Annotated in this window: 19 protein-coding genes; 11 read left to right on the top strand and 8 right to left on the bottom strand. The window is 27.2% G+C overall.

Annotation, left to right across the window (positions count from 1 at the left end):
• Nucleotides 1-91 precede the first annotated feature (91 nt).
• Complete coding sequence (locus AC11VW_RS01240) at nucleotides 92-2,167, bottom strand: sigma-54 interaction domain-containing protein (RefSeq protein WP_484299574.1); 2,076 nt, start codon at nucleotides 2,165-2,167, stop codon at nucleotides 92-94.
• A 179-nt stretch (nucleotides 2,168-2,346) separates the two neighbouring features.
• Between AC11VW_RS01240 and AC11VW_RS01245 the strand changes: the two genes are divergently transcribed.
• The gene (locus AC11VW_RS01245) at nucleotides 2,347-3,510 is read left to right on the top strand and encodes a class I SAM-dependent methyltransferase (protein ID WP_484299575.1); all 1,164 of its coding nucleotides are present in this window, start codon (nucleotides 2,347-2,349) and stop codon (nucleotides 3,508-3,510) included.
• A 230-nt stretch (nucleotides 3,511-3,740) separates the two neighbouring features.
• Here the strand turns inward: AC11VW_RS01245 and AC11VW_RS01250 are convergent, their stop codons facing one another.
• Both AC11VW_RS01250 and AC11VW_RS01255 read right to left on the bottom strand, forming a co-directional pair.
• Complete coding sequence (locus AC11VW_RS01250; RefSeq protein ID WP_484299576.1) at nucleotides 3,741-4,250, bottom strand: Gx transporter family protein; 510 nt, start codon at nucleotides 4,248-4,250, stop codon at nucleotides 3,741-3,743.
• Between the two features lie 38 nt (nucleotides 4,251-4,288).
• Nucleotides 4,289-4,681, bottom strand: coding sequence for a NusG domain II-containing protein (locus tag AC11VW_RS01255; protein ID WP_484299577.1), 393 nt, complete (start codon nucleotides 4,679-4,681; stop codon nucleotides 4,289-4,291).
• A 275-nt stretch (nucleotides 4,682-4,956) separates the two neighbouring features.
• On the opposite strand from AC11VW_RS01255, the gene AC11VW_RS01260 reads away from it, so the two are divergent.
• Nucleotides 4,957-5,988 carry an FAD:protein FMN transferase gene (locus AC11VW_RS01260; protein WP_484299578.1) on the top strand — a complete coding sequence of 344 codons (1,032 nt, stop codon included), beginning with the start codon at nucleotides 4,957-4,959 and terminating at the stop codon, nucleotides 5,986-5,988.
• Nucleotides 5,989-6,281: 293 nt separating this feature from the next.
• Nucleotides 6,282-7,655, top strand: a complete 1,374-nt coding sequence (locus AC11VW_RS01265) for a cation:dicarboxylate symporter family transporter (RefSeq protein ID WP_484299579.1) — start codon at nucleotides 6,282-6,284, stop codon at nucleotides 7,653-7,655.
• A gap of 211 nt (nucleotides 7,656-7,866) precedes the next feature.
• On the opposite strand, the gene AC11VW_RS01270 is transcribed toward AC11VW_RS01265, so the two are convergent.
• The 4 genes from AC11VW_RS01270 to AC11VW_RS01285 all read right to left on the bottom strand — a co-directional run bounded on the left by AC11VW_RS01270 (nucleotide 7,867) and on the right by AC11VW_RS01285 (nucleotide 11,886).
• The gene (locus AC11VW_RS01270) at nucleotides 7,867-8,802 is read right to left on the bottom strand and encodes an SH3 domain-containing protein (RefSeq protein ID WP_484299580.1); all 936 of its coding nucleotides are present in this window, start codon (nucleotides 8,800-8,802) and stop codon (nucleotides 7,867-7,869) included.
• A gap of 104 nt (nucleotides 8,803-8,906) precedes the next feature.
• Nucleotides 8,907-10,226: an anti-sigma-I factor RsgI family protein gene (locus AC11VW_RS01275; RefSeq protein ID WP_484299581.1), complete on the bottom strand. Its 1,320-nt coding sequence runs from the start codon at nucleotides 10,224-10,226 to the stop codon at nucleotides 8,907-8,909.
• Nucleotides 10,227-10,787 carry a sigma-70 family RNA polymerase sigma factor gene (locus tag AC11VW_RS01280; protein ID WP_484299582.1) on the bottom strand — a complete coding sequence of 187 codons (561 nt, stop codon included), beginning with the start codon at nucleotides 10,785-10,787 and terminating at the stop codon, nucleotides 10,227-10,229.
• A gap of 373 nt (nucleotides 10,788-11,160) precedes the next feature.
• Nucleotides 11,161-11,886 (bottom strand): hypothetical protein, encoded by a 726-nt coding sequence (locus tag AC11VW_RS01285; RefSeq protein ID WP_484299583.1) that lies wholly within the window; start codon nucleotides 11,884-11,886, stop codon nucleotides 11,161-11,163.
• A gap of 271 nt (nucleotides 11,887-12,157) precedes the next feature.
• Here AC11VW_RS01285 and AC11VW_RS01290 point away from each other — a divergent pair, with 271 nt between their 5' ends.
• From AC11VW_RS01290 to AC11VW_RS01315, 6 genes are all read left to right on the top strand, one after another.
• A complete protein-coding gene (locus AC11VW_RS01290) occupies nucleotides 12,158-12,601 on the top strand; it encodes a YaiI/YqxD family protein (RefSeq protein WP_484299584.1) in 444 nt (147 codons plus the stop codon).
• Between the two features lie 92 nt (nucleotides 12,602-12,693).
• Nucleotides 12,694-12,873 carry a hypothetical protein gene (locus AC11VW_RS01295; protein ID WP_484299585.1) on the top strand — a complete coding sequence of 60 codons (180 nt, stop codon included), beginning with the start codon at nucleotides 12,694-12,696 and terminating at the stop codon, nucleotides 12,871-12,873.
• Nucleotides 12,874-13,425: 552 nt separating this feature from the next.
• Nucleotides 13,426-14,790 (top strand): Na+/H+ antiporter NhaC family protein, encoded by a 1,365-nt coding sequence (locus AC11VW_RS01300; RefSeq protein ID WP_484299586.1) that lies wholly within the window; start codon nucleotides 13,426-13,428, stop codon nucleotides 14,788-14,790.
• Nucleotides 14,791-15,009: 219 nt separating this feature from the next.
• Nucleotides 15,010-15,381, top strand: coding sequence for a VOC family protein (locus AC11VW_RS01305; protein WP_484299587.1), 372 nt, complete (start codon nucleotides 15,010-15,012; stop codon nucleotides 15,379-15,381).
• A gap of 168 nt (nucleotides 15,382-15,549) precedes the next feature.
• Nucleotides 15,550-15,852 (top strand): PTS sugar transporter subunit IIBC, encoded by a 303-nt coding sequence (locus AC11VW_RS01310; protein WP_484299588.1) that lies wholly within the window; start codon nucleotides 15,550-15,552, stop codon nucleotides 15,850-15,852.
• 217 nt (nucleotides 15,853-16,069) lie between these two features.
• Nucleotides 16,070-16,306: a hypothetical protein gene (locus tag AC11VW_RS01315; protein ID WP_484299589.1), complete on the top strand. Its 237-nt coding sequence runs from the start codon at nucleotides 16,070-16,072 to the stop codon at nucleotides 16,304-16,306.
• Between the two features lie 76 nt (nucleotides 16,307-16,382).
• On the opposite strand, the gene AC11VW_RS01320 is transcribed toward AC11VW_RS01315, so the two are convergent.
• Nucleotides 16,383-16,835: a MarR family winged helix-turn-helix transcriptional regulator gene (locus AC11VW_RS01320; RefSeq protein WP_484299590.1), complete on the bottom strand. Its 453-nt coding sequence runs from the start codon at nucleotides 16,833-16,835 to the stop codon at nucleotides 16,383-16,385.
• Nucleotides 16,836-17,100: 265 nt separating this feature from the next.
• Between AC11VW_RS01320 and AC11VW_RS01325 the strand changes: the two genes are divergently transcribed.
• Both AC11VW_RS01325 and AC11VW_RS01330 read left to right on the top strand, forming a co-directional pair.
• Nucleotides 17,101-19,320 (top strand): ABC transporter ATP-binding protein, encoded by a 2,220-nt coding sequence (locus AC11VW_RS01325; RefSeq protein WP_484299591.1) that lies wholly within the window; start codon nucleotides 17,101-17,103, stop codon nucleotides 19,318-19,320.
• Nucleotides 19,313-21,166: an ABC transporter ATP-binding protein gene (locus AC11VW_RS01330; protein WP_484299592.1), complete on the top strand. Its 1,854-nt coding sequence runs from the start codon at nucleotides 19,313-19,315 to the stop codon at nucleotides 21,164-21,166. The genes AC11VW_RS01325 and AC11VW_RS01330 overlap by 8 nt, the downstream gene beginning before the upstream one ends.
• Nucleotides 21,167-21,780 lie beyond the last annotated feature (614 nt).

Below are 21,780 nucleotides of genomic sequence, written 5' to 3' on the forward strand. Positions count from 1 at the left end.
AAGAAAATTTAAAATAATAAATATATAGTATTTTAATATAAATATAAAAAAATTAAAATATTGGGTTTAATGGGGTGAACTGTAAAACCTATTAAACCTGATGATTATTTTTTAAAAAGATAATACCACTATTGGTTATGACTGATCCCCCACGTCCTGTAAGTACATCCACAAAACCAAAAGTTTGTAATTCTAGAAGAATACTTCTAATTTGTTGCTCAGTTAAAAAAATACCACTAGATAAAGCTAGTTCATGTAGTTTTCTTCGCCCAATTCGTTGTTTTAAATTATAAGCATCCTTTAGATGTTCTAATATAAAAAGATATTCGCTTAAAGGTCTTTTAAAATTATATGACACAGGTATGTAATCCACTGAGTTAATAGTATCACTTAAGGGGATGAGGTTACATTTATTACGATTAACAGAATCTAAAATGTATTCTGGTAAATCACAAATTTCTATTATATCTTTATCTAAATAAAAACAATATTCAGCTATATTTCTCAACTCTCTTACATTGCCTTCCCAAGAATACTTTTTAAAAATTTCTTTAATATCATCACAAAGTTTAAAATCGCAGTTAAGATTCTTTTTTAAAGAATCAAATATTAAGAATATATCATCGGTACGTTCTCTAAGAGGCTTAATTTTTAGAGGAAGAACATTTAATCTAAAATATAAGTCTTTTCTAAATTTATTTTCATGGACAAGAGTTTTCAAATCTCTATTAGTAGCAGCGATTATCCTTACATCTATATCAATAACTTTATCAGATCCAATTCTTCTTATCTGCTTTTCTTGAATAACTCTAAGTAATTTAGCTTGGGAATTTAAGTCCATTTCGCCAATTTCATCTAAAAAAATTGTACCGTTATTAGCTAGTTCGAATAGACCGATTTTACCACCCTTTTTTGCTCCAGTGAAAGCTCCATCATCATATCCAAATAATTCACTTTGAAGTAAGTTTTCTTGGAAGGTACTACAGTTTACAGCAACAAATGGTCCAAAGTTTTTACTAGAAGCACTATGAATAGATTGAGCAAACAATTCTTTACCCGTACCACTTTCTCCCATAATTAGAATAGAGGAGTTTGAGCGAGCCATTTTAGAAGCTAAATTTTTTGTATCTGTAATTTCTTTGCTACAACCAACTATATCATCAAACGTATATCTACTTACATTGCCTGAACGAACTAATTGTGCTCTAAGTTTAGCTTGTTTTTTCTCAGCTTGATAAAATTTAGTTATTTTAATTATGAACCCATCAAATATATTAATTTGTACATACTTTATTTCTATATTTATATCTACATTATTTACTTTAACAAGTTTTCCATAAATTTGATTTTTGTTTTCTAGAATATCTTTAAAGTTTATATCCTTGATATAATTGCCTATAAATTCACCAATCATGTCATTATCATTTATACCTAGTATCTTTTTAGCTATGTGGCTGTAGAATTGCACTATCCCATCGTGGTTTATACAAATAATACCATCATCAATAATGGATAATAATAAATCGAATTGATTTTCTAGTTGGTTCTTATTAAGTAATAGTCTTTCTGTACTGTAGCTAGTAGGTATTATTTTATTCATAAATTTTTTTATTAAATCTTCTTTTATCAAATACTCAAGGTTTGATTTTATAGCAATTTCAACTATGCAGCTTAAGTCTATTATTCTATAGCCTAAGTCAATAACGTTACAATCACTTATATCGGCAAGTATTTTTTCTCCAGGGGTTAAGATTGTAGATTCTGATGGGATATCATTTATACCTGGGTAACAAGGTAGTATATCTAAATAATCTATACCTAATTTATAAATTAAAGAAATAGTTTCTAAAGCCATATCCTTACTTAGATTATATACAAAAACAGATTTATCTTTATCTAGAGTAGACAGTTTATTTATACTAGATTTCTCAAATGTTAATTTAGGAATAAGTATTTGAGCATCAGGAGAAGAAATTTTTGAGACCTCATCATATTTTAAGTATACAGATAAAAGTATTAATTTTTCTTTGAAAAATGTAAAGTTAGCTTCTTCAAAAGAGTATAAATTTATTTTTATATTCTCACCTAAAAAATATCTTATTTGATTTTCATATATTTCTGACGCATCTTTTTTTAAAGTTATGATAGCTAATTCTATTGGATTCATTTTTACCTCTCATATATAATTGATTTGAATTCAATTATATCAGTATTTAATAAAAATGCACCACTTTATAAGTAATTGATAGTGCAAACTTTTATAAAAAAGTTTGAATTAACTAGATTGTAATATATAATAATATATAATATATTACAAATTAAAAATGAACGGTAAGGTGTGACTAAATGGAAGACTTAAAAAAAGCAATTGATGAAATAACAGAGCAAGAGATTATAAAATTAGTTATTAGCAACAAAAAAAATAAAGATGTTGAGTATAATAAAATAAACTTTACATTGAAAGAAAACAACAAAAAACAATATTATCAAATAGAAAAATGCACTGATAAGCAGGTATTCCATGAAAATATTGATATTGATATTTTAAAAGAAAAAATAACAGAGTACACAAAAGAAAATTACAAGCAGCTTTCTGCTTGGTCTGATACAACTACATTTGACTTAAAAATATCTAAAAAAGGAAAAGTATTTTTAGGAAAGAAAAAAAGTGATAATGTGAGATTAGCTAACAAAAGTCATAACAAAGAAAAGAATTACATACTTAAAGAGGGAATGATTATTGAGCCTCTTATAGATTTAGGGGTATTTACTAAAGAAGGAAAGGTAGTAAATTCTAAATACGATAAGTACAAGCAAATAAACAGATTCGTAGAAGTTATTGATGACGAAATTAAGAAAAATGATTATAAAGAACTTACTATATTAGACTTTGGATGTGGAAAGTCTTACTTAACATTTGTACTATACTATTACTTTGTAGAGATTAAAAAGATTAATGTAAAAATGATAGGTCTAGATCTTAAGCTTGACGTTATTAAAAAGTGTAACGATATAGCAAAACGATATAACTATGAAAATTTAACGTTTGAACTTGGTGATATAAATGGATTTAAGTATAACAACAAAGTAGACATGGTAATGACATTACACGCTTGTGATACAGCAACTGATTATGCTTTATACAACGCTATAAAGTGGAACACTAATATGATATTCTCTGTTCCTTGTTGTCAGCACGAGTTTAATAGTCAAATGGAATCAGATTCATTATCACTACTTACAAAATACGGAATAGTACAAGAAAGAGTAGCTTCACTTATGACAGATGCAGTTAGAGCTAATTTATTGGAATGCGTAGGATATAAGACTCAACTTTTAGAGTTTATAGATATATCACATTCTCCTAAGAATATATTAATTAGAGCATCTAAATCTAATATATCTAATGAGAAAAAGGAAAAAGCTTTAAATGAAGTTAATAATTTAATAAATCAGTTTAATTTTAATCCAACTTTATACAACTTATTAAAAAAAGATAAATTAATATAATAATAAACTTATAAACTTATAAACTTATAAACTATATAAAAAGTAGATAAAAAAATAGACTAGAGATTATAATCTCTAGTCTATTTTTTTATAATCATTATATAAATGTATAATGATTACATTATACATTTATGCTCATAATATTTAAATTTGAAAAAAATATTGTACCATCAGGAAATTTATAGTATGAATTTTTTATTACAAATATAATCCATATTATTTATAGAATATCAATTCTTTTCTAAAGTTAACTTATTTCTAAAGTAAGATAATTTTACTAAGTGTGATAAAAGATAATTTGCAGATAAGCCTACAAAGATACCAGTTCCTATACCAGCGATTGATAAAAGAGGAAGATATAAAAACACACCAAAATTATTTAATACAAATGAAGCAGCAAGAAGTTGACCTATGTTGTGAAATACAGCAGCAGCAGTACTAACACCTATTATAGATACATGTTTTCCTCCAAGTTCTTTAACGATAATCGTAACAATAAAGCTTAAAATACCACCAGTAGCACTATATAACAACATAGATACACTACCACCTAGCATAGCTGAAAGAAAAATTCTTAAAAGTAATACAGTAAAAGACTCTTTATAGCTATCTAGTGTATAGACCGATATTATTATAATAAGGTTGGCCAAACCAAGTTTAGCACCAGGTGTTATAAATGGAACAGGTATCATACGTTCAATTAAAGATAATATCAAAGCCATAGATACAAGCAATGACATGTAGACCATTTTAGAAGTTTTATTTAATCTCATAATATTTAATGTGAAAGTATCATATCAGATGAACTGTCACTATCTCCTTTAATTTCTATTATTAGTTCATGTGGCAAGCAAATAAGATTTTCGCCTATATTAGAAATGATTCCTTGCTTAACACAAAGTTCATCATTACAGTCAGCATCCAGTATTTGTATTGTATTATCCTTAACTAAAATAGTATTATTACCATGAGAAGTTGTGATAATAAATTCTTTTTTACCTTTAAAAGATGATAGAGGAATATTTTTATAGAATTTCCCTGAAATTTTAATACTAGCATATGTTGACATATAATTTTTAGATAATGTCTTTGCAAATAAAAAATGAGGTGTAAATGATAATGCTATAAGAAACACTATAATAACAAAGTCAAATTTTTTAAAAGTTTTCATTAAATATTTCTCCTTAAAATTCAATTAATCGACTTTTATATAAAAATCTATTAATTGAATTTTAAGGCATATGAGGGCAAAATGGCAATACAAAAATTTTATACTATATAAAAATAATGTATTATACATAATTAAGAAAACGTTGTATAATTCAAATAGAGAATACTATAAAAAGAAAATATGAGAGTTTAAAAATTATAAATAAAAATATAAAAGAAGGGAGAGCTACTTAATAGGGGGGATATATGTTCATATTTGAGTAGCAGAATAAATTGATGAGAAAGAAATTCATTGCTATGATTATGGCAATAGTTTTACCTATTGGTCTAATAGGCTGCACGAAAGAACAAACAAGTGAGCCAATTGGTAGAACAGAAGTAATTATGGGTACTGTAGTAAAAGTAACTTTATATGATGGCGGCAGTGACGAAATATTAAACAAGGTGTTTGAACGTATAGCAGAAATAGAAAATTTAGTTAGTATAAATAAAGAAGGAACAGAATTGGATGAATTAAATGAAAATGCTGGAATAAAGGGTGTTAAAGTTAGTGATACTAGCTATGAGATCATTAAGAGAGGTTTATATTATTCAGAATTATCTAATGGAGGATATGATATTACTATAGGTCCACTAGTTAAGCTTTGGAGTATAGGGCTACCTGAGGCGAAGGTCCCCACTCAAGAAGAAATAGATAAAACTATAAAAAATATTGATTATTCTAAAGTGAAAATAAATCCTGATACCAAAGAAGTATTCTTGAGTGAAAAAGGAATTATGCTAGACCTTGGAAGTATAGCTAAAGGATATGCAACTGATGAAATAGTTAAGATTCTTAGAGAAGAAGGTATAAAACAAGCAATTGTAGATATAGGTGGAAATATATATGCAATGGGGCTTAAAAATGGAGATACAGAATGGAAAATAGGAATTCAAAACCCATTTGATGATAGAGGGAATGTGCTTGGGTCTTTGGAAATTTCGGATAAGACGGTTGTTACATCTGGAGTATATGAAAGATTTATTGAAAAGGATGGGATTAAATATCATCATATTTTAAACCCTGATACTGGATATCCATATGAAACGGAGATAGCAGCAGTATCTATAATAGCAGATAAATCAATAGATGCAGATGCATTATCTACCCTAGTATTCACTAAAGGTTTAGATGAAGGATTAAATCTTGTAGAAAAGTTAGATGCAGTAAATGCAGTATTCATAACTAATGAAAAGAAAGTTTATATAACTGAAGGGTTAAAAAATAATTTTAAGATAACAGATGAAAGTTTTAAACTATCTAATTAGGTTATACATCAACAAATAAAGATGTAGCTGAAAGTATAACTATATCAAAAGAGAATAAAGGAAGGGTCTCAAAATGATTTTAATCATTAAGAGATGCTTTCTTTTTTATTTAATTCTAGCTATTTTAATATATTTTATATAGTAAAATAGGGGCTATCTTATATTTTGAGATAACCCCTTTACGTTATAGAGAGAAACTTAAATTGTAATAAATAAATTAATTTTGCTTGCATTATCATAATGATAATGATAACATAATATTATCAAAATGATAATAAACAGGAGGTAAGAATATGGATAGTACGTTTTTCTCACAATTTATGATGATAACAGATATAAAAACAATAATATTTATCGTATCATTAATGGCATTATTCTTTTTAACAAATAAACTAAAGAGCAAGTTTAAATTTACACAGCTAATGATAATATCAACATTATTAGGTATAGGACTAGGAGTGGTAATTCAATACATAGCAAAATTCCCACAAGATCCATCTCAAATATCTTGGTTAAATGAAACGACTAAGTGGTATGGTCTAGTTGGATATGGATTTATGGACTTATTAAAAATGTTAATAGTACCTTTAGTACTAGTATCAATTATAAGAGTAATAATGAATATGAATCAAGGTGAAAATTTAGGCAAATTAACATCAACAACAGTCCTTATGTTATTAGGGACAACAGCAACAGCTGCAATAATAGGTATAGTAGTTGGGAATTTATTTAATCTAGGTGTTGGGCAAAAAATAGTACAAGCTACTGATGAAATAAGGGAAATAACTTCAATTGTAGATACGTTAAGAGGATTACTACCTTCTAATCCAGTAGCAGCTATGGCAAGTGCAAATGTAGTAGCTATAGTAATCTTTGCAGCATTTATAGGAATAGCAATACAAAGGCTTAATAAAAAACATTCCGAGGCAATAAAACCATTTGTAGGTTTAGTAGAAGCTTTCTATAAAATAATAGTAAGTGTTTCTATAACAGTTATAAAGTTTATGCCATATGCAGTAATACCTTTAATGGCTAATACGATAGCAGAAAATGGTATACAATCAATATTTGAAGTGTTTAAGTTTATAATAGCACTATACGTAAGTGTTTTAATAATGTTTATAGTTCACTTAATAATAGTGTCAATAAATGGAGTAAATCCAATAACTTATATAAAGGCAGTTTCAAAGCCATTACTACTTGCTTTTACATCTCGTTCAAGCTTAGGAACATTACCTGTTACTATAGAAGCTTTAACAGACAATGTCGGTATTGAATCAGGTACTGCAAGTTTTGTAGGAAGTTTAGGGGCCAATATGGGTATGAATGGATGTGCAGGTATATATCCAGCATTAATGGCCGTTACTATAGCTAATATGGCAGGAATTGAAATGAACTTTAGCTTCTATGTTATGTTAATAATAGTTGTAACTATAGGTTCTCTAGGTATAGCTGGTCTTCCAGGAACAGCAACAATGGCAGTATCAGTAGCTATATCAGGAATGGGGATGGGAGCATACTTCCCACTAGCAGGTGGAATTCTTGCAATAGACCCTATATTAGATATGGGACGTACAATGTTAAATGTAAATGGAACAATGACTACGGCTGTAGTTGTGGCTAATTCACTAGATAAATTAGATAAAAATACTTCAAATAATATATAAATAATTATTACATTTTAAATAGAAAAATCTATGAGATTGAGTTATAACATCAACTTCATAGATTTTTTATAGCACATATGAATTTATATTTATTTTAAAACGGTCAATAAATATAAATTTTCGTATATGTGCTTCAAAAAAGTCTTCCTTTAAATCTTCAATTGAAGGCTTTTTTATTTTAATAATTAAGTAAAAGTATGTATGGAGATAATTATAAACTACTTAAATAAGTAGTACTTACATAAGCATATTGATTACTAAATTTTATCCTAGACCATCCAGAATTTAGATGGTATACAACTTCAACCTTATCTTCTTTTCTTAATTTTCCCACAAGTTTTTCAGAAGTAGAGGGATTACTTCTAACATTTAATGTATCAGCATTACACTTCATAAATGTAGCAGAAGTATCGGGCACTGAAACTGTATCTGATAGGTATTGACTACGAACATAAGCAAATCCATTATTAAACTTTATCTTAGACCAGTTATTATTTAACTTAGAAACTACACTTATTTTATCACCGTATTTTAATTGGGCAACTATTTTTTCTGAAGTAGAAGGGCCTTTTCTTATATTTAATGAACTAGTATTACATTGCATAGTAGTTTCTATATTAGGTGCTGTATTTGAATTAGAGTTAACTTTAGTTAAATATTGAGAACTAACGTATCCATAGCCACTGTTATATTTTATTCTAGACCATCCATTGTTAGTTTGATAAACAACGTAAACCCTATCAGTTTTGTTAAGCTTACCAAGTATAGATTCACAAGTAGAAGGACTTTTTCTTATATTTAAGTTATCAGCACTACATTCCATAAGTATAGTCGTATTTTCATTAGTATCTTCTTCATGAGAAGGGTTGTTATTATGTTGTATCTCCTTGATGTACTGAGAAGACACGTACCCAACAGTACCTTTATATTTAACAGTTGCCCAGATATCTGAACTATCTAATACTTCGATAGTACTCCCTTTTACTATAGTTAGTATAATAGAATGATTCGTACTCGGTCCTGTTCTTAAATTAAGATTTTGTATAGCCTCAGCTTGTAAAGTCTGAGCATAACTAGGAAGTATGCTTCCTAATGTTAATGCTGTAGCTCCAACTGAGAATAGAGATAATTTTTTTGAATTTTTCATTGATATTTCTCCCACATATAATTTTAAATTATGTTATTTATATATTTTATAGAAAGGGAATTATATTTAATAAGCTTAAATCATAAATATAATTCCCAATTAATTTAGTCATCACCATCTTTATGAAGATTGGGTCCATGGTTTTTGTCTTTATATTTATCGGGATGACTATTACCAGGCTTATTATTAGAAGCACTCCATTTGTTACTATTGCTATTAGGATTACTAGAAGTATTCCATTTGTTACTATTGCTATTAGGATTACTAGAAGCATTCCATTTGTTACTATTGCTATTAGAATTACTAGGAGCATTCCATTTGTTACTATTGCTATTAGGATTACTAGAAGCATTCACACTGCTACTATTGCTATTAGGATTACTAGAAGCATTCCATTTGTTATTATTGCTATTAGAATTACTAGAAGTATTCCATTTGTTACTATTACTATTAGAATTACTAGAAGTATTCCTGTTGTTACTATTGCTATTAGGATTACTAGAAGCATTCACACTGCTACTATTATCAGGTTCAATATTAGAAGTACTGCTAGCGCTATCAATAGTGCTAGTACTTTTATCAACACTATGTAGGGTACCATTATCAATATCTGAAATATTAGTAGTAGAATCATCATTAGAGCTATTGTTTTCAAGTTCTAAAATCTTATTTTTAATTTCAAAAATAGATGTATCCTTAAAGTCTTCTATTATGATACTAGAGTCTAAAGATTTAAGTTCTTGGACCAATAATAATTTACCAACAGTAAATCCGATACTTTTTGCTTCATCCCTTTTATTAAGGTTATTGTTTGAAGAATTTATACTTATATGAATGGATCTGTTTTCTAAACTGTTCTCAACAGTATCTTTCAAGTGAATTTCAAGATCTTTTCTAAGAATAGTATCATCAGATATTGCAGATAAAGTAATAGTTGAATCTTTACTACTTGATATGTAGTTTTTATTTATAGCATTATTAATAATATTATTTATAGCATTATCTAAAGTTATATGTGTATCATCATTAGAAGCTAATAATGTTTCACCATCAAGATTGTACGCCTCATAAGATACAACTTTGTTAAATTTATTTAAACCGAGTTCAATACTAGGATTTATATCAAGTGAGACATAAGCCACGGGAACTTGAGCATAAAGATATCCTCCTGATCCTAAAAATAGTATAAAAATAGTACACAACGTTGCTAATCCTTTATTAATAAATAAAGATTTTAAAATGTTTCTAAATTTATCTAGTATATTTTCCTTATTACTAAAATCTAGTTGAGATTTTTTTTTAACAGAATCTATAATACGTTTTTTTGCTTTTTTATCGATATATAAGTCAAAATCTTGATCTAATAGTAAAGACATTTCTGAAATATTTAAATCGTCGAATAAGTCAAATAGATTATCTTCCAACTATAAAATCCCCCTTAAAATTTTTTTTAATTTATCCATGCATCGAGATGCTTTTTTATCTATTGTATTAACTTTTAGCCCAAGTGCTTTAGAAATATCTTTAGAACTTTCTCTAAAGTAATATTTTCTAATAATTATCTCACCATCAGGCTCCCCTAAAGACTTTATAGCTTTAATTAATACGTCATTTCTTTCATTTTTTGAGACAGAATCAGGGACAGAATCAAATACATCAAATATATTTTCGTTCATAGATTCTATGGGTACTTCAACGTTTTTAGATTTTTTATTTTTTCGGTATAAATCTATAGATTTTCGTTTAGCAACAACAGCTAAAAGTCCTTTTATTGTACCCTTTTCTAAATCAATTTTATCTTTATAATTAAATACGTCAAAGAATACATCACTAACACATTCCTCTATATCTTCATTAGATAATATATTGGAGAGTTGATTATATACGATAGTATAAATAAGTCCCATATAAGTTTCCATCAATAACTCAAGCCCTTTATTAGGTTGATTATGTAATAGATTTAATAATTTAATATCTGAAACCAAGTTGCACCTTCTTTCCGAGCGTATATAGTACTCACTATATACATTCGATAAAAAAAATATAAATCTGACAAAATCATACAAAATATATTTTTTTATAATTATTTATACTATAAACTTACAGTGAAAAAGAAAAAATTAAAACTGGAAATATATGAAAGAAGAGAATTTGTAGCTAGGAAGGTTTGTTTAATAAAAAAATAAAAGTTTATAAACAAAAAAGAAGTAGATTAACATATTCATATCTACTTCTTTTTCACATTATATTTTATTGTATGTGACACAAACACCTAATAATATACCTTAGCTATGTAGCCTTCCAAATATTGATAAGATGAATACATTTAAAGATAATTACTAGATAAAAGAGGTTAATCTAATCTCTATAATTATATGAATTTATAAGATTGTCTAACTTGAATTTAGGATATATAGGTTTAGATTTAAATACTGAACTTGTGCGTATGTAGTTATTATACTCATCAGTACCTTCCTTGAAATATTTACCTATAAATAGATCTAACATATCTTCTTTATTACTAAAATTCATATAGTTTAAATAAGAATTTTTTAAATTTGGATCTTCAATAGTTAAGTTATAAAACTTTCCTTCTGTAATCTTTAAATCTTCTAATAATTTCTTAGTTCTTAAATCTAATTCTTCGTTTATGTAGTTACAATCTCTAGAGCTGTTAGTTAAATCAGACATTATTTCATATTGAGTATCTTTAATTTTTCTATTTAGTGCAAGAGATAGTGAAAATAATTCACCTAATTCCTTCTCTTTTTCATTCTCACCTCTTAAAAGTAATCTTATAGATGATAAATCATTACGAGAGAATATTTTTAATTGTGTTCCTTTGCTAAATACTATTTTTAACGGGAATTTTAAATCGTCAAGTGTAATTTTTTTAGTTAAAATAGTATTTTCTACAATAAAAATTTCGCTATTTTGATGTATAGCAAAGTTTTCACCATAATTGTAGTAAAGAGTTTTAGTAGGAACAGTATCACCAAAGTTAAATTCTCTTAAATTTTCGTTACTTCTTATAACATCACCATTATTATTTAATGTTGGATAATAAAAACATTCAAATATCATAATGAGCCCCCCAATACCTATTTATAATTTTCTTTGTTACAATAATTATAGCTCTAAAATAACTTTTTTGTACTGAATATATATAATTTAAAGATGTATTTTTAAGATAGATATTTAAATAAAAATATTTAATGTTTATTATAAACTTTTGATAGAGTCTTAAATATAAGTATTTAAGTAAATTATAAAGTAGATATTTATAATAATAGCAATTTATAATTTTGAGCATTTTAATGATATAATCATAAATAAAGAATACTAAGGAGACAGTATGAAAATTTTAATAGATGCAGATGGCTGCCCTGTTGTAGATACAACTATCAAAGTAGCAAATAAATTCAATATAGAAGTTATAATAATGTGTGATACATCTCATGTCTTTAATAAGCCAGGAGTTGAAACCATAGTTTTATCAAAAGGAGCAGATTCAGTTGACTTTGCATTAGTTAATAAGGTTAATAAGGGAGATGTTGTTGTAACTCAAGATTACGGATTAGCAGCTATGGTACTTTCGAAAGGTGGATGTCCTATTAATCAAAATGGAAGAATATACAACAATGAAAATATAGATCAACTACTTTTCACAAGACATATTTCAAAAAAGGCAAGAGCGGCAGGATGTAAAACGAAAGGACCTAAGAAAAGACAAAAAGAAGATGATATAAAATTTGAAGCAAATTTAATAAATCTATGTAAAAACCTAATAATTAATTAAAGATAGGGTAATATGAAAATTATTTCAATATGGATTAAAGTTACCTAAAAATGTACACAATCATAATATGAAAATTTCAAGGGGGTAAAATTATGATTGCATTAAGTAGAGAAAATATTATAGAAGGATTAATTGAATTAAGAGAAGAAGAGGAAAATGAAAATAAATTAATAATTGATAATATAAAAGACATAATAAATAAAAAAGAAACAGATGACTTAGAAAAACTAAAGCTAATAAACAATGAATTAGGAAAAATTTTATCAGCTTGATATAAACTATACACAAACTAAATTAGAACATTATTTGAAAATTTCAGAAAAATATGTTGATAACTATAATTGGCTGTGAATAAATAATTATATAAAAAAATTGAGTTTCAATTGAAAAATATAAATATAAATACAGAGTGTGAAAAAAGAGAGAATTAAGTTATAAGCTTAATTAATAAAAAAAAGTAAATTTTATAAGTATATAAAGGATTTGAGTTTATTTAAAAAGGAGTATGGTAGAATTAGTAAATATAATTCTAATCATACTTCTTTTTTATTAGTAGAGAAATTAGATGTAAGAGGTAGTATATGTACTCCGTTATGAAAGTGTTTTCCACTACATTAGTGTGGATTTGTGGATAGATTAAAATTATAAAGAGGAAAAAGTTTTCTAAATGAGTTAAGTTATCCACAAAGTTAACATTTGATTTTTAAACAATGTATTTAGATAAATAAAATTTAATTAGATCAAAGTTCATATACTACTTAAATATCGTATAAACTTATATAACAATAGATAATTAAAAAGTTATACACTTTAAGGAGGAATATATGGAGAGTTGTAGGATACACAAAAATCAAATATACATGACGTTATTTTTGTGCATTGCACCAATAGTTATCTGCATAATGATGAATTTATCATTGATATATGCATTTTTATTAGGGGTAACATTTGCATCAATAATGTCTATTAAAAATGGATTTACTTTAAAAGATATTAAAACTATGGTGCTTGCTGGAGTAAGTGAATGTAAAAATCTTTATATTGTAATATTATTAATAGGAGCAACTGTTTCAGTATGGTTATCATCAGGAGTAGTTCCGACTATGATATATTACGGATTAGAGTATATGCAAGGAATGAATCTTTTGTTTGCATCTTTTTTACTAATTTCCATAAGTGCAATTTTTATGGGAACTGCAGTTGGAACGATTAGTACAATTGGAGTGGCTATTCTTGGAATAGGAAAAGGATTTGGAATACCTACGCATATATTAGTAGGTGTTATTGTGTCAGGTGCATTTTTAGCAGATAAAATATCTCCAATATCAGGACTTTTAAATTTAACTCTTACAACTACTGAAATAAATTACAAAGAGGCTGTAAAATCAGCGATTTATACAATCATGCCAACTGTAATAATATCAGCAATTACATACTATGTTATAGGAATTAAATACCAAGGTATGGAAGGTTCAAATAGCTCATTAGAGTTAATGAGTGCTATGAACAGTGAATTTTTCATATCTCCATATCTTCTTTCACTACCTATATTAATAATAATTTTATCAGTTTTAGGAGTTAAATCAACATATTGTATGTGGGCAGGAGTTACAGGGGGGAGCCTTGTTAGTCTATTATACCAAAAGGTTAGCATAGTAGAATTACTAAATTATATATTTTTAGGTTTTAATGCAAATACAAATTCTAAAATAGTAAATGAAACTTTAGTTAGTGGCGGAGTTCGATCTATGGTATCAGTAGTATTAATTGTTATAGGGGCTATAGCTATTAGTTCTATATTACAAGAAACAGGTATAATAAATCATTTAACAAAAGATATAATAAGTAAAATCAGTACTAGAAAAAATTTAATATTGAAAACAGGTATTATTAGTAGCATTTTGACAATTATAACTTGTGATCAAACTATAGGAATAGTTATACCTTCTAGATTATTGAAATCAAAATATGAAGAGCTTGGGGTAAATAATAATATATTAGCGAGAACTATATCTGATACAGGAACTATAATAGCACCACTTATGCCTTGGAATATAAATTCTCTAATAATAAGTTTAGTTACAGGTGTTTCTTGTGTAGCATATGCTCCGTTTGCAGTTCTTTGTTTTATAACACCCATAATCACAATACTATTTGCATTTGCTCAAAAAATACCATCTAAAGATTAAAGGGGTATTTTAAATGGAAAAAGTACTTTAGTAGACTAATTTTCTAGACTTTCTAAATCTTTACTATATAAACTTATAAATATGTGCTTATCATATAATATATAACACACGATAAAAATTAAAATAGATGAACATTAAAAGTATTTCATTAAGATATATTTTTATGTTCATTGATTAATAAAAATGGCTTATAATAAAAATATATTAGGAGGGGAAAAAATGAAATTTAAATTTTGTCACAATAACTTTAATGTATTAAATCTTGAAAAGAGTTTAGAGTTCTATGAAAAAGCATTAGGGCTTAAAGAAACTAAAAGAAAAGTAGCAGAAGATGGAAGCTTCATATTAGTATTTTTAGGTGATGGAGAAACTACTCATAATGTAGAATTAACATGGCTCAGAGATTGGGATAGACCATATAACTTAGGAGATAATGAATTCCACTTAGCATTAAGAGTAGATGACTTTGAAGGTGCTTATAATCTACATAAAGAGATGGGATGCATATGTTATGAAAATAAAGAAATGGGAATATATTTTATAGCAGATCCAGATAATTACTGGATAGAAATACTTCCTGCTAACGAATAGTTATAAAAACACATCAAGTTTTATTTGATGTGTTTTTTTCTTGAGCCATGTTAGGAAAAGTAAACTCAAGGTAGTTGTAGGGAAGTGTAAAATGGAATATTGTTGACTTAAGAAATGATAAACGTTAATAATATAAATAGACAAAAATAAAATAGTGAGGTACATAATATGAATAAAAATATTGTAGCAATATGTGAAAATGAAGCAAGTTCAAAAGCATTACAAGAAGCAAGTGAAGCTTTAGGACTTAACATTAAATCTGAGATACAAGCAAAGTCTAAAATAAAGAATGAACTTTCAGAAAAAGATATAAAAGAATCAGCTGTAGTATTATTTGTTATAAGTTATGCTGTAGAAGACATAGAAAATATAGAAAGATTTATAGATCGTGAATACTACGAAGTAGAGCCAAAGTTTGTCATAAATGATGCTAAGGCTGTACTTAATGAAATAGTAGCAGAATTAAACTAATATGAAAATGACTAGGATTTAAATTTTACATAAATTTAGGCTCTAGTCATTTTTATATTAGATTTTTTTAGAAAAATACATAAATCAAAGCTAATATTTTCTGTGGAACGTAAAAATTAACTTAATTAGCACCATTGTAAGGTAAAGTTAAAAAATATAAAGTGAAAATCACATAATACAACACATTAGAATATATTAAATATAAGAGGTGAATTATGTGAAACCTATTGATAAAGATGGTTTTTTATTTAATATATTAGGGAGTGTAAGAAAAGTGATAGCTCTTTTATTAACTATTGTTTTTTGTTACTTAAGTATACAAGGCAAAATAACTCAGGATCAATTTATACCAGTGTTTAGTATGGTACTTGGTTACTACTTTGGTAGATCAACAGCATTAGATATACCTGGAAAGTTTAAAGGTAAAAATGATAGTAATAATACAAATTTATAATAAATAATAAAAATGTATTATAGTATGATATATTTGGTCTAAATTTTACAAGAAATATTAAAAAATAAGCTCAGATTTAATCATCTGAGCTTATTTCCGTTAATACATCTCTTAAATTTTCAAGTGATGAATTTAATTTATTAAGTTGTCCATCTGGTAACGTTGATAATCTTTCTTTCAAAGTAGATTGAACGTGTTTAAATTTACTCTCTAAGTATTTTTCACCCTTTTTAGTCAAATCTATATTTATGATTCGACGGTCCTTCTTATCAGGAATTCTCTCAATCATTTCTTCATCAATAAGCTTATTGAGAAGCTTAGTCATATTTGGAGTAGAAATTAAAAGTCGTTTAGCTACATCTGAAATTGGGAGTTTACCATTTTCTTTAAGAACAGCCATTATTTGAAAGTGAGAATGATTTAAAGAATCATGTGCAAAACCACAGTCGCGTCTTATTAACTTTTTTTGAAATAATGGCATGATAGTTAAAAAATTTTGAACTATTAACTCGAGTTTAGTATCATTCATTTGCTATTACCTCCTATATATTATTTTTTTATCATATAATATTTCAATTATTAATACATACTAAAAATTAATATGCTAAATTATTGACTTTTTTTGAAATTTCTATATACTTAAAAAGTATAATAGTTAAAAAGTATAACTATTAACTAATACAACTAATATTATTATACACTAAAAAAATTAAAATGTGGAAAAATATAATTTTAAAATAAACACTTTAAGATTATATGAAAATTTAAAGCAAAATGGAGGCAGAGATTGAGTGATGTTTAAAATTTTAAAGTACTTAAAACCATTTGTAGTGTCAATTATCACAGTAGTTGCACTTTTAGTAGTTCAAGCGGCGTGTGATCTTTCATTACCGGATTACACATCAAATATTGTCAACATAGGTATTCAGCAAAGTGGTATAGAAAATGCTGTGCCTAGTATAATTCGTGAAAGTGAATTAAATAAACTAACACTTTTTATGAATGACAGTGAAAAAAATAAAGTAAAAGGTAGTTACGAATTACTAGATAAAAACAAATTAAGTAAAGAGGACTATAAGAAAGAATTAGAAAAATATACTGTTCTTAAAAATGAATCTTTATATAAATTAAATACTAAAGATAAAGAAACTATAGATGACCTTAATTCAATAATGAGTAAAGCTATAATGAGAGTTTCAGGAATAGAAATGGCAAATGAAAAAGGAGCAATACCGAATATCCCTCCTAATACGGATATATGGACAGTGCTTTCTCAAATGTCAAAAGAACAATTAAATCAAATGACCAAGCCGATTGATGAGAAAATAAATGAATTAGATGAAAATATGATAACTCAATCATCAATTTATGCTATAAAAAATGAATATGAAAAGATAGGTATGGACTTAGATAAACTTCAAACTAATTACATCTTTAAATCAGGTGCGACAATGCTTTGTATAGCTCTAGTAAGTATGGCAGCAACAGTAACTGTTGGTTTCTTAGCTGCAAGGGTAGCTGGTGGTATGGGTAAAAGCCTTCGTGGAGATGTATTTAGAAAGGTTGTAGCATTTTCAAATTCTGAATTCGATAAATTCTCTACAGCATCATTAATTACTCGTAGTACTAATGATATTCAACAGATACAAACACTTATGGTAATGCTAGTAAGAATGGTATTTTATGCACCAATACTTGCTATAGGTGGTGTAATAAAAGTTTTAGAGACTGATACTTCAATGGCATGGATAATAGGAGTAGCAGTAATAGCTATATTATCATTTGTACTTGTATTATTTGGATTAGCAATACCAAGATTCAAGAAAATTCAAAAGCTTGTAGATAAATTAAACTTGGTAACACGTGAATCATTAACAGGTATGTTAGTTATAAGAGCGTTTAGTACACAAAAAACGGAAGAAAAAAGATTTGATGAAACTAATGGACTTCTTAGAAAAACAAATACATTTGTTAATCGTATAATGGCAATGATGATGCCTGTTATGATGCTTATAATGAACATTATAACAATAATAATAGTATGGGTAGGAGCTCATAATATTGATGCAGGAACTATGCAAGTTGGGGATATGATGGCATTTATACAATATGCTATGCAAATAATAATGTCATTCTTAATGATATCAATGTTATCTGTTATATTACCAAGAGCATCTGTATCAGCTACTCGTATAAGTGAAGTTTTATCTACGGATATTTCTATAAAAGATATAGAAAAAGCTAAAGATTTTGATTCATCAAGAGATGGGTACGTAGAATTTAAAAATGTCTCGTTCAAATATCCAGATGCAGAAGATAATGTTATAAGTGATATAAACTTTGTGGCTAAGCCAGGACAAACAACGGCATTTATAGGAAGCACAGGTAGTGGGAAATCAACACTTATAAACTTAATACCTCGTTTCTTTGATGCAACTGAGGGTCAAGTATTAGTAAATGGTATAGATATAAAAGAAGTAAGCCAATACAAGCTTAGAGAAAATATAGGATATGTTCCGCAAAAGGGTATTTTATTCTCAGGAACTATTGATAGTAATATAAGATATGGAGTTCAAAATGCAAGTGAAGAAGAAATAAAAAAAGCTGCGACAATAGCTCAAGCTATGGACTTTATACAAGATAAGCCAGAAAAATTTGAAACATCAATATCACAAGGTGGTACAAATGTTTCAGGAGGACAAAAGCAAAGACTTTCAATTGCTCGTGCTATAGCTAAGAACCCTAAAATATTTATATTAGATGATAGTTTCTCAGCACTAGATTTAAAGACTGATGCAAAACTTAGAAAAGAATTAAAGTCCGAAATTTCAGATTCTACGGTTCTTATGGTAGCTCAGAGAATCAGTACTATAATGAATGCAGATCAAATAATAGTACTTGATGAAGGTAAGATGGTAGGAATAGGAACGCATGAGGAGCTTATGAAAAATTGTGAAGTATATAATCAAATTGCACTATCTCAACTTTCAAAGGAGGAGTTAGCACATGAGTAATCAAAAACAGCAATCAAAACCAGGTGGTATGGGTGGACCTATGGGTTCAATGGGATCAGCAGAAAAGGCAAAAGATTTTAAAGGCACTATGAAGAAATTATTAAAGCATTTAAAACCATACAAGATACCTATGATATTAGTTGTAATATTTGCAATAGGTAGTGCAGCATTTACTATAGTAGGACCAAAAATATTAGGAAATGCTACTACCAAAATATTTGAAGGATTAGTTAGTAAGGTTAGTGGAACGGGTGATGGAATAGATTTTACTAATATTTCAAAAACCTTAACTATGTTAGTTATTTTATATATTATAAGTGCTGTATTTTCATTTATTCAGACTTTTGTTACATCGGATATATCGCAAAAAGTATCTTATAATTTAAGAAAAGAAATATCTGAAAAGATAAATAGATTGCCACTTAAGTACTTTGATAAGAATACACATGGAGAGGTATTATCAAGAGTAACTAATGACGTAGATGCTATAGGTCAAAACTTAAATCAAATTTTATCACAAATGATAACTTCAGTAACAACGATTATAGGTATTCTTATAATGATGTTAACAATAAGTGTAAGAATGACTTTAGTAAGTTTAATAGTTATACCATTATCAGCAGTATTTATAATGGTAGTAGTCAAAAAATCTCAAAAACACTTTAAAGCGCAACAAGAGTATTTAGGTCATACAAATGGTCATGTGGAAGAGATATACAGTGGACACAATATAATGAAAGCATTTAATGGAGAAGAAAAAGCAATTGCTAAATTTGATGAATTAAATGAAATATTATATAACTCTGCATGGAAGTCTCAATTCTTATCGGGCATGATGATGCCAATGATGACTTTTATAGGTAACTTAGGTTATGTAATGGTTGCTATAATGGGTGGATATCTTACTATAAAGAAAGCTATACAGGTAGGAGATATATTATCTTTCATTCAATATACAAGATCATTTATGCAACCAATAGCTCAAACTGCTCAAATAGCTAATGTAATGCAATCAACAGCAGCTGCAGCAGAAAGAGTATTTGAGTTCTTAGGAGAAGATGAAGAAATTGAGGATACACAAAGTCCTATTTTAAATGAAAATATAAAAGGAGAAGTAGAATTTAAGAATGCTCATTTTGGATATGACGAAGATAAGACAATAATAAATGACTTCTCAGTTAATATAAAGCCAGGTCAAAAAGTAGCTATAGTAGGACCAACAGGTGCTGGTAAAACAACAATTGTAAAATTACTTATGAGATTCTATGAATTAAATAGTGGAAACATATTAATCGATGGACATGATTCTAAGGAATTTACACGTGATGATTTAAGAAATATGTTTGGTATGGTTTTACAAGATACTTGGCTATTTAATGGAAGTATTATAGAAAATATTAGATATGGTAAATTAGATTCAACTGATGAAGATGTAATAAAAGCGGCAAAACTTGCTCATGCTCATCATTTTATTAAAACATTAACAGACGGATATAATATGGAAATAAATGAAGAAGCTAATAATATATCACAAGGTCAAAAACAATTATTAACAATAGCAAGAGCGATACTTGCAGATCCTAAGATATTAATATTAGATGAAGCGACAAGTTCAGTTGATACTCGTACAGAAGTATTAATACAACAAGCTATGGAAAATCTTATGAAAGACAGAACAACTTTTATAATAGCACATAGACTGTCAACTATAAGAAATGCAGATTTAATATTGGTAATGAAGGATGGAGATATAGTAGAACAGGGGAATCACAAAGAGCTACTAAAAGCTAGTGGATTCTATGCTGAACTTTATAATAGCCAGTTTGAACAAGGAGAAGCTTGTTAGTCTATAAAATTAATTAAAATATACTTTAATTAAAAGCATTGGATTTAGAAATTAAATTTTAAATCTGATGCTTTTTTTTATTGACACAAGGTATATAGAATTATTTGAAGTAGTTCCTAAAATTTCAAAAATAGATACAATATTGAGTATATAAGTAGTTATAGGTTTATTCATTATAGCTACTTATATTTTAGATGGAAAATTATACTTAAAGTAATAAGGAAGTCAACAGAAGATATTAGTACTTGAATTTATTAATTCATTAAAACACTTATTTTTTAGATATAATTAAGAGCTATGCAAAGGTTAGAGCCCTAAGCATAGCTTTTTGATTATATTATTTTAATTAAATATGTGCTAGTTCATAAAAGTATAGAATAATAGGGATGAGATAGTTTTTTATAAAAAAATTAAAAAAGTGTTGACGATATTAATTTGAGATGGTATAGTTATACTTGTCCTTAAGAAAAGGGCAAAAATGAAAGTGAAAAAATGAACTTTGAAAATTAAACAGTAGGTTAATTTATAGAATTTGAAACAACCAAACATAAAGCCAGATATATAACAGTATCTGAGCCCTAGATAAACTTTTATTTGAGAGTTTGATCCTGGCT

Source organism: Romboutsia sp. (assembly GCF_056995035.1).

What these genes read in the sequence shown, in the direction of transcription:
- AC11VW_RS01240 (WP_484299574.1), bottom strand. Translation starts at nt 2,167, where the DNA reads ATGAATCCAATAGAATTAGCTATCATAACTTTAAAAAAAGATGCGTCA.
- AC11VW_RS01320 (WP_484299590.1), bottom strand. Translation starts at nt 16,835, where the DNA reads ATGAATGATACTAAACTCGAGTTAATAGTTCAAAATTTTTTAACTATC.
- AC11VW_RS01260 (WP_484299578.1), top strand. Translation starts at nt 4,957, where the DNA reads ATGAGAAAGAAATTCATTGCTATGATTATGGCAATAGTTTTACCTATT.
- AC11VW_RS01330 (WP_484299592.1), top strand. Translation starts at nt 19,313, where the DNA reads ATGAGTAATCAAAAACAGCAATCAAAACCAGGTGGTATGGGTGGACCT.
- AC11VW_RS01245 (WP_484299575.1), top strand. Translation starts at nt 2,347, where the DNA reads ATGGAAGACTTAAAAAAAGCAATTGATGAAATAACAGAGCAAGAGATT.
- AC11VW_RS01255 (WP_484299577.1), bottom strand. Translation starts at nt 4,681, where the DNA reads ATGAAAACTTTTAAAAAATTTGACTTTGTTATTATAGTGTTTCTTATA.
- AC11VW_RS01250 (WP_484299576.1), bottom strand. Translation starts at nt 4,250, where the DNA reads ATGTCATTGCTTGTATCTATGGCTTTGATATTATCTTTAATTGAACGT.
- AC11VW_RS01310 (WP_484299588.1), top strand. Translation starts at nt 15,550, where the DNA reads ATGAATAAAAATATTGTAGCAATATGTGAAAATGAAGCAAGTTCAAAA.
- AC11VW_RS01290 (WP_484299584.1), top strand. Translation starts at nt 12,158, where the DNA reads ATGAAAATTTTAATAGATGCAGATGGCTGCCCTGTTGTAGATACAACT.
- AC11VW_RS01265 (WP_484299579.1), top strand. Translation starts at nt 6,282, where the DNA reads ATGGATAGTACGTTTTTCTCACAATTTATGATGATAACAGATATAAAA.
- AC11VW_RS01305 (WP_484299587.1), top strand. Translation starts at nt 15,010, where the DNA reads ATGAAATTTAAATTTTGTCACAATAACTTTAATGTATTAAATCTTGAA.
- AC11VW_RS01285 (WP_484299583.1), bottom strand. Translation starts at nt 11,886, where the DNA reads ATGATATTTGAATGTTTTTATTATCCAACATTAAATAATAATGGTGAT.
- AC11VW_RS01300 (WP_484299586.1), top strand. Translation starts at nt 13,426, where the DNA reads ATGGAGAGTTGTAGGATACACAAAAATCAAATATACATGACGTTATTT.
- AC11VW_RS01325 (WP_484299591.1), top strand. Translation starts at nt 17,101, where the DNA reads ATGTTTAAAATTTTAAAGTACTTAAAACCATTTGTAGTGTCAATTATC.
- AC11VW_RS01295 (WP_484299585.1), top strand. Translation starts at nt 12,694, where the DNA reads ATGATTGCATTAAGTAGAGAAAATATTATAGAAGGATTAATTGAATTA.
- AC11VW_RS01270 (WP_484299580.1), bottom strand. Translation starts at nt 8,802, where the DNA reads ATGAAAAATTCAAAAAAATTATCTCTATTCTCAGTTGGAGCTACAGCA.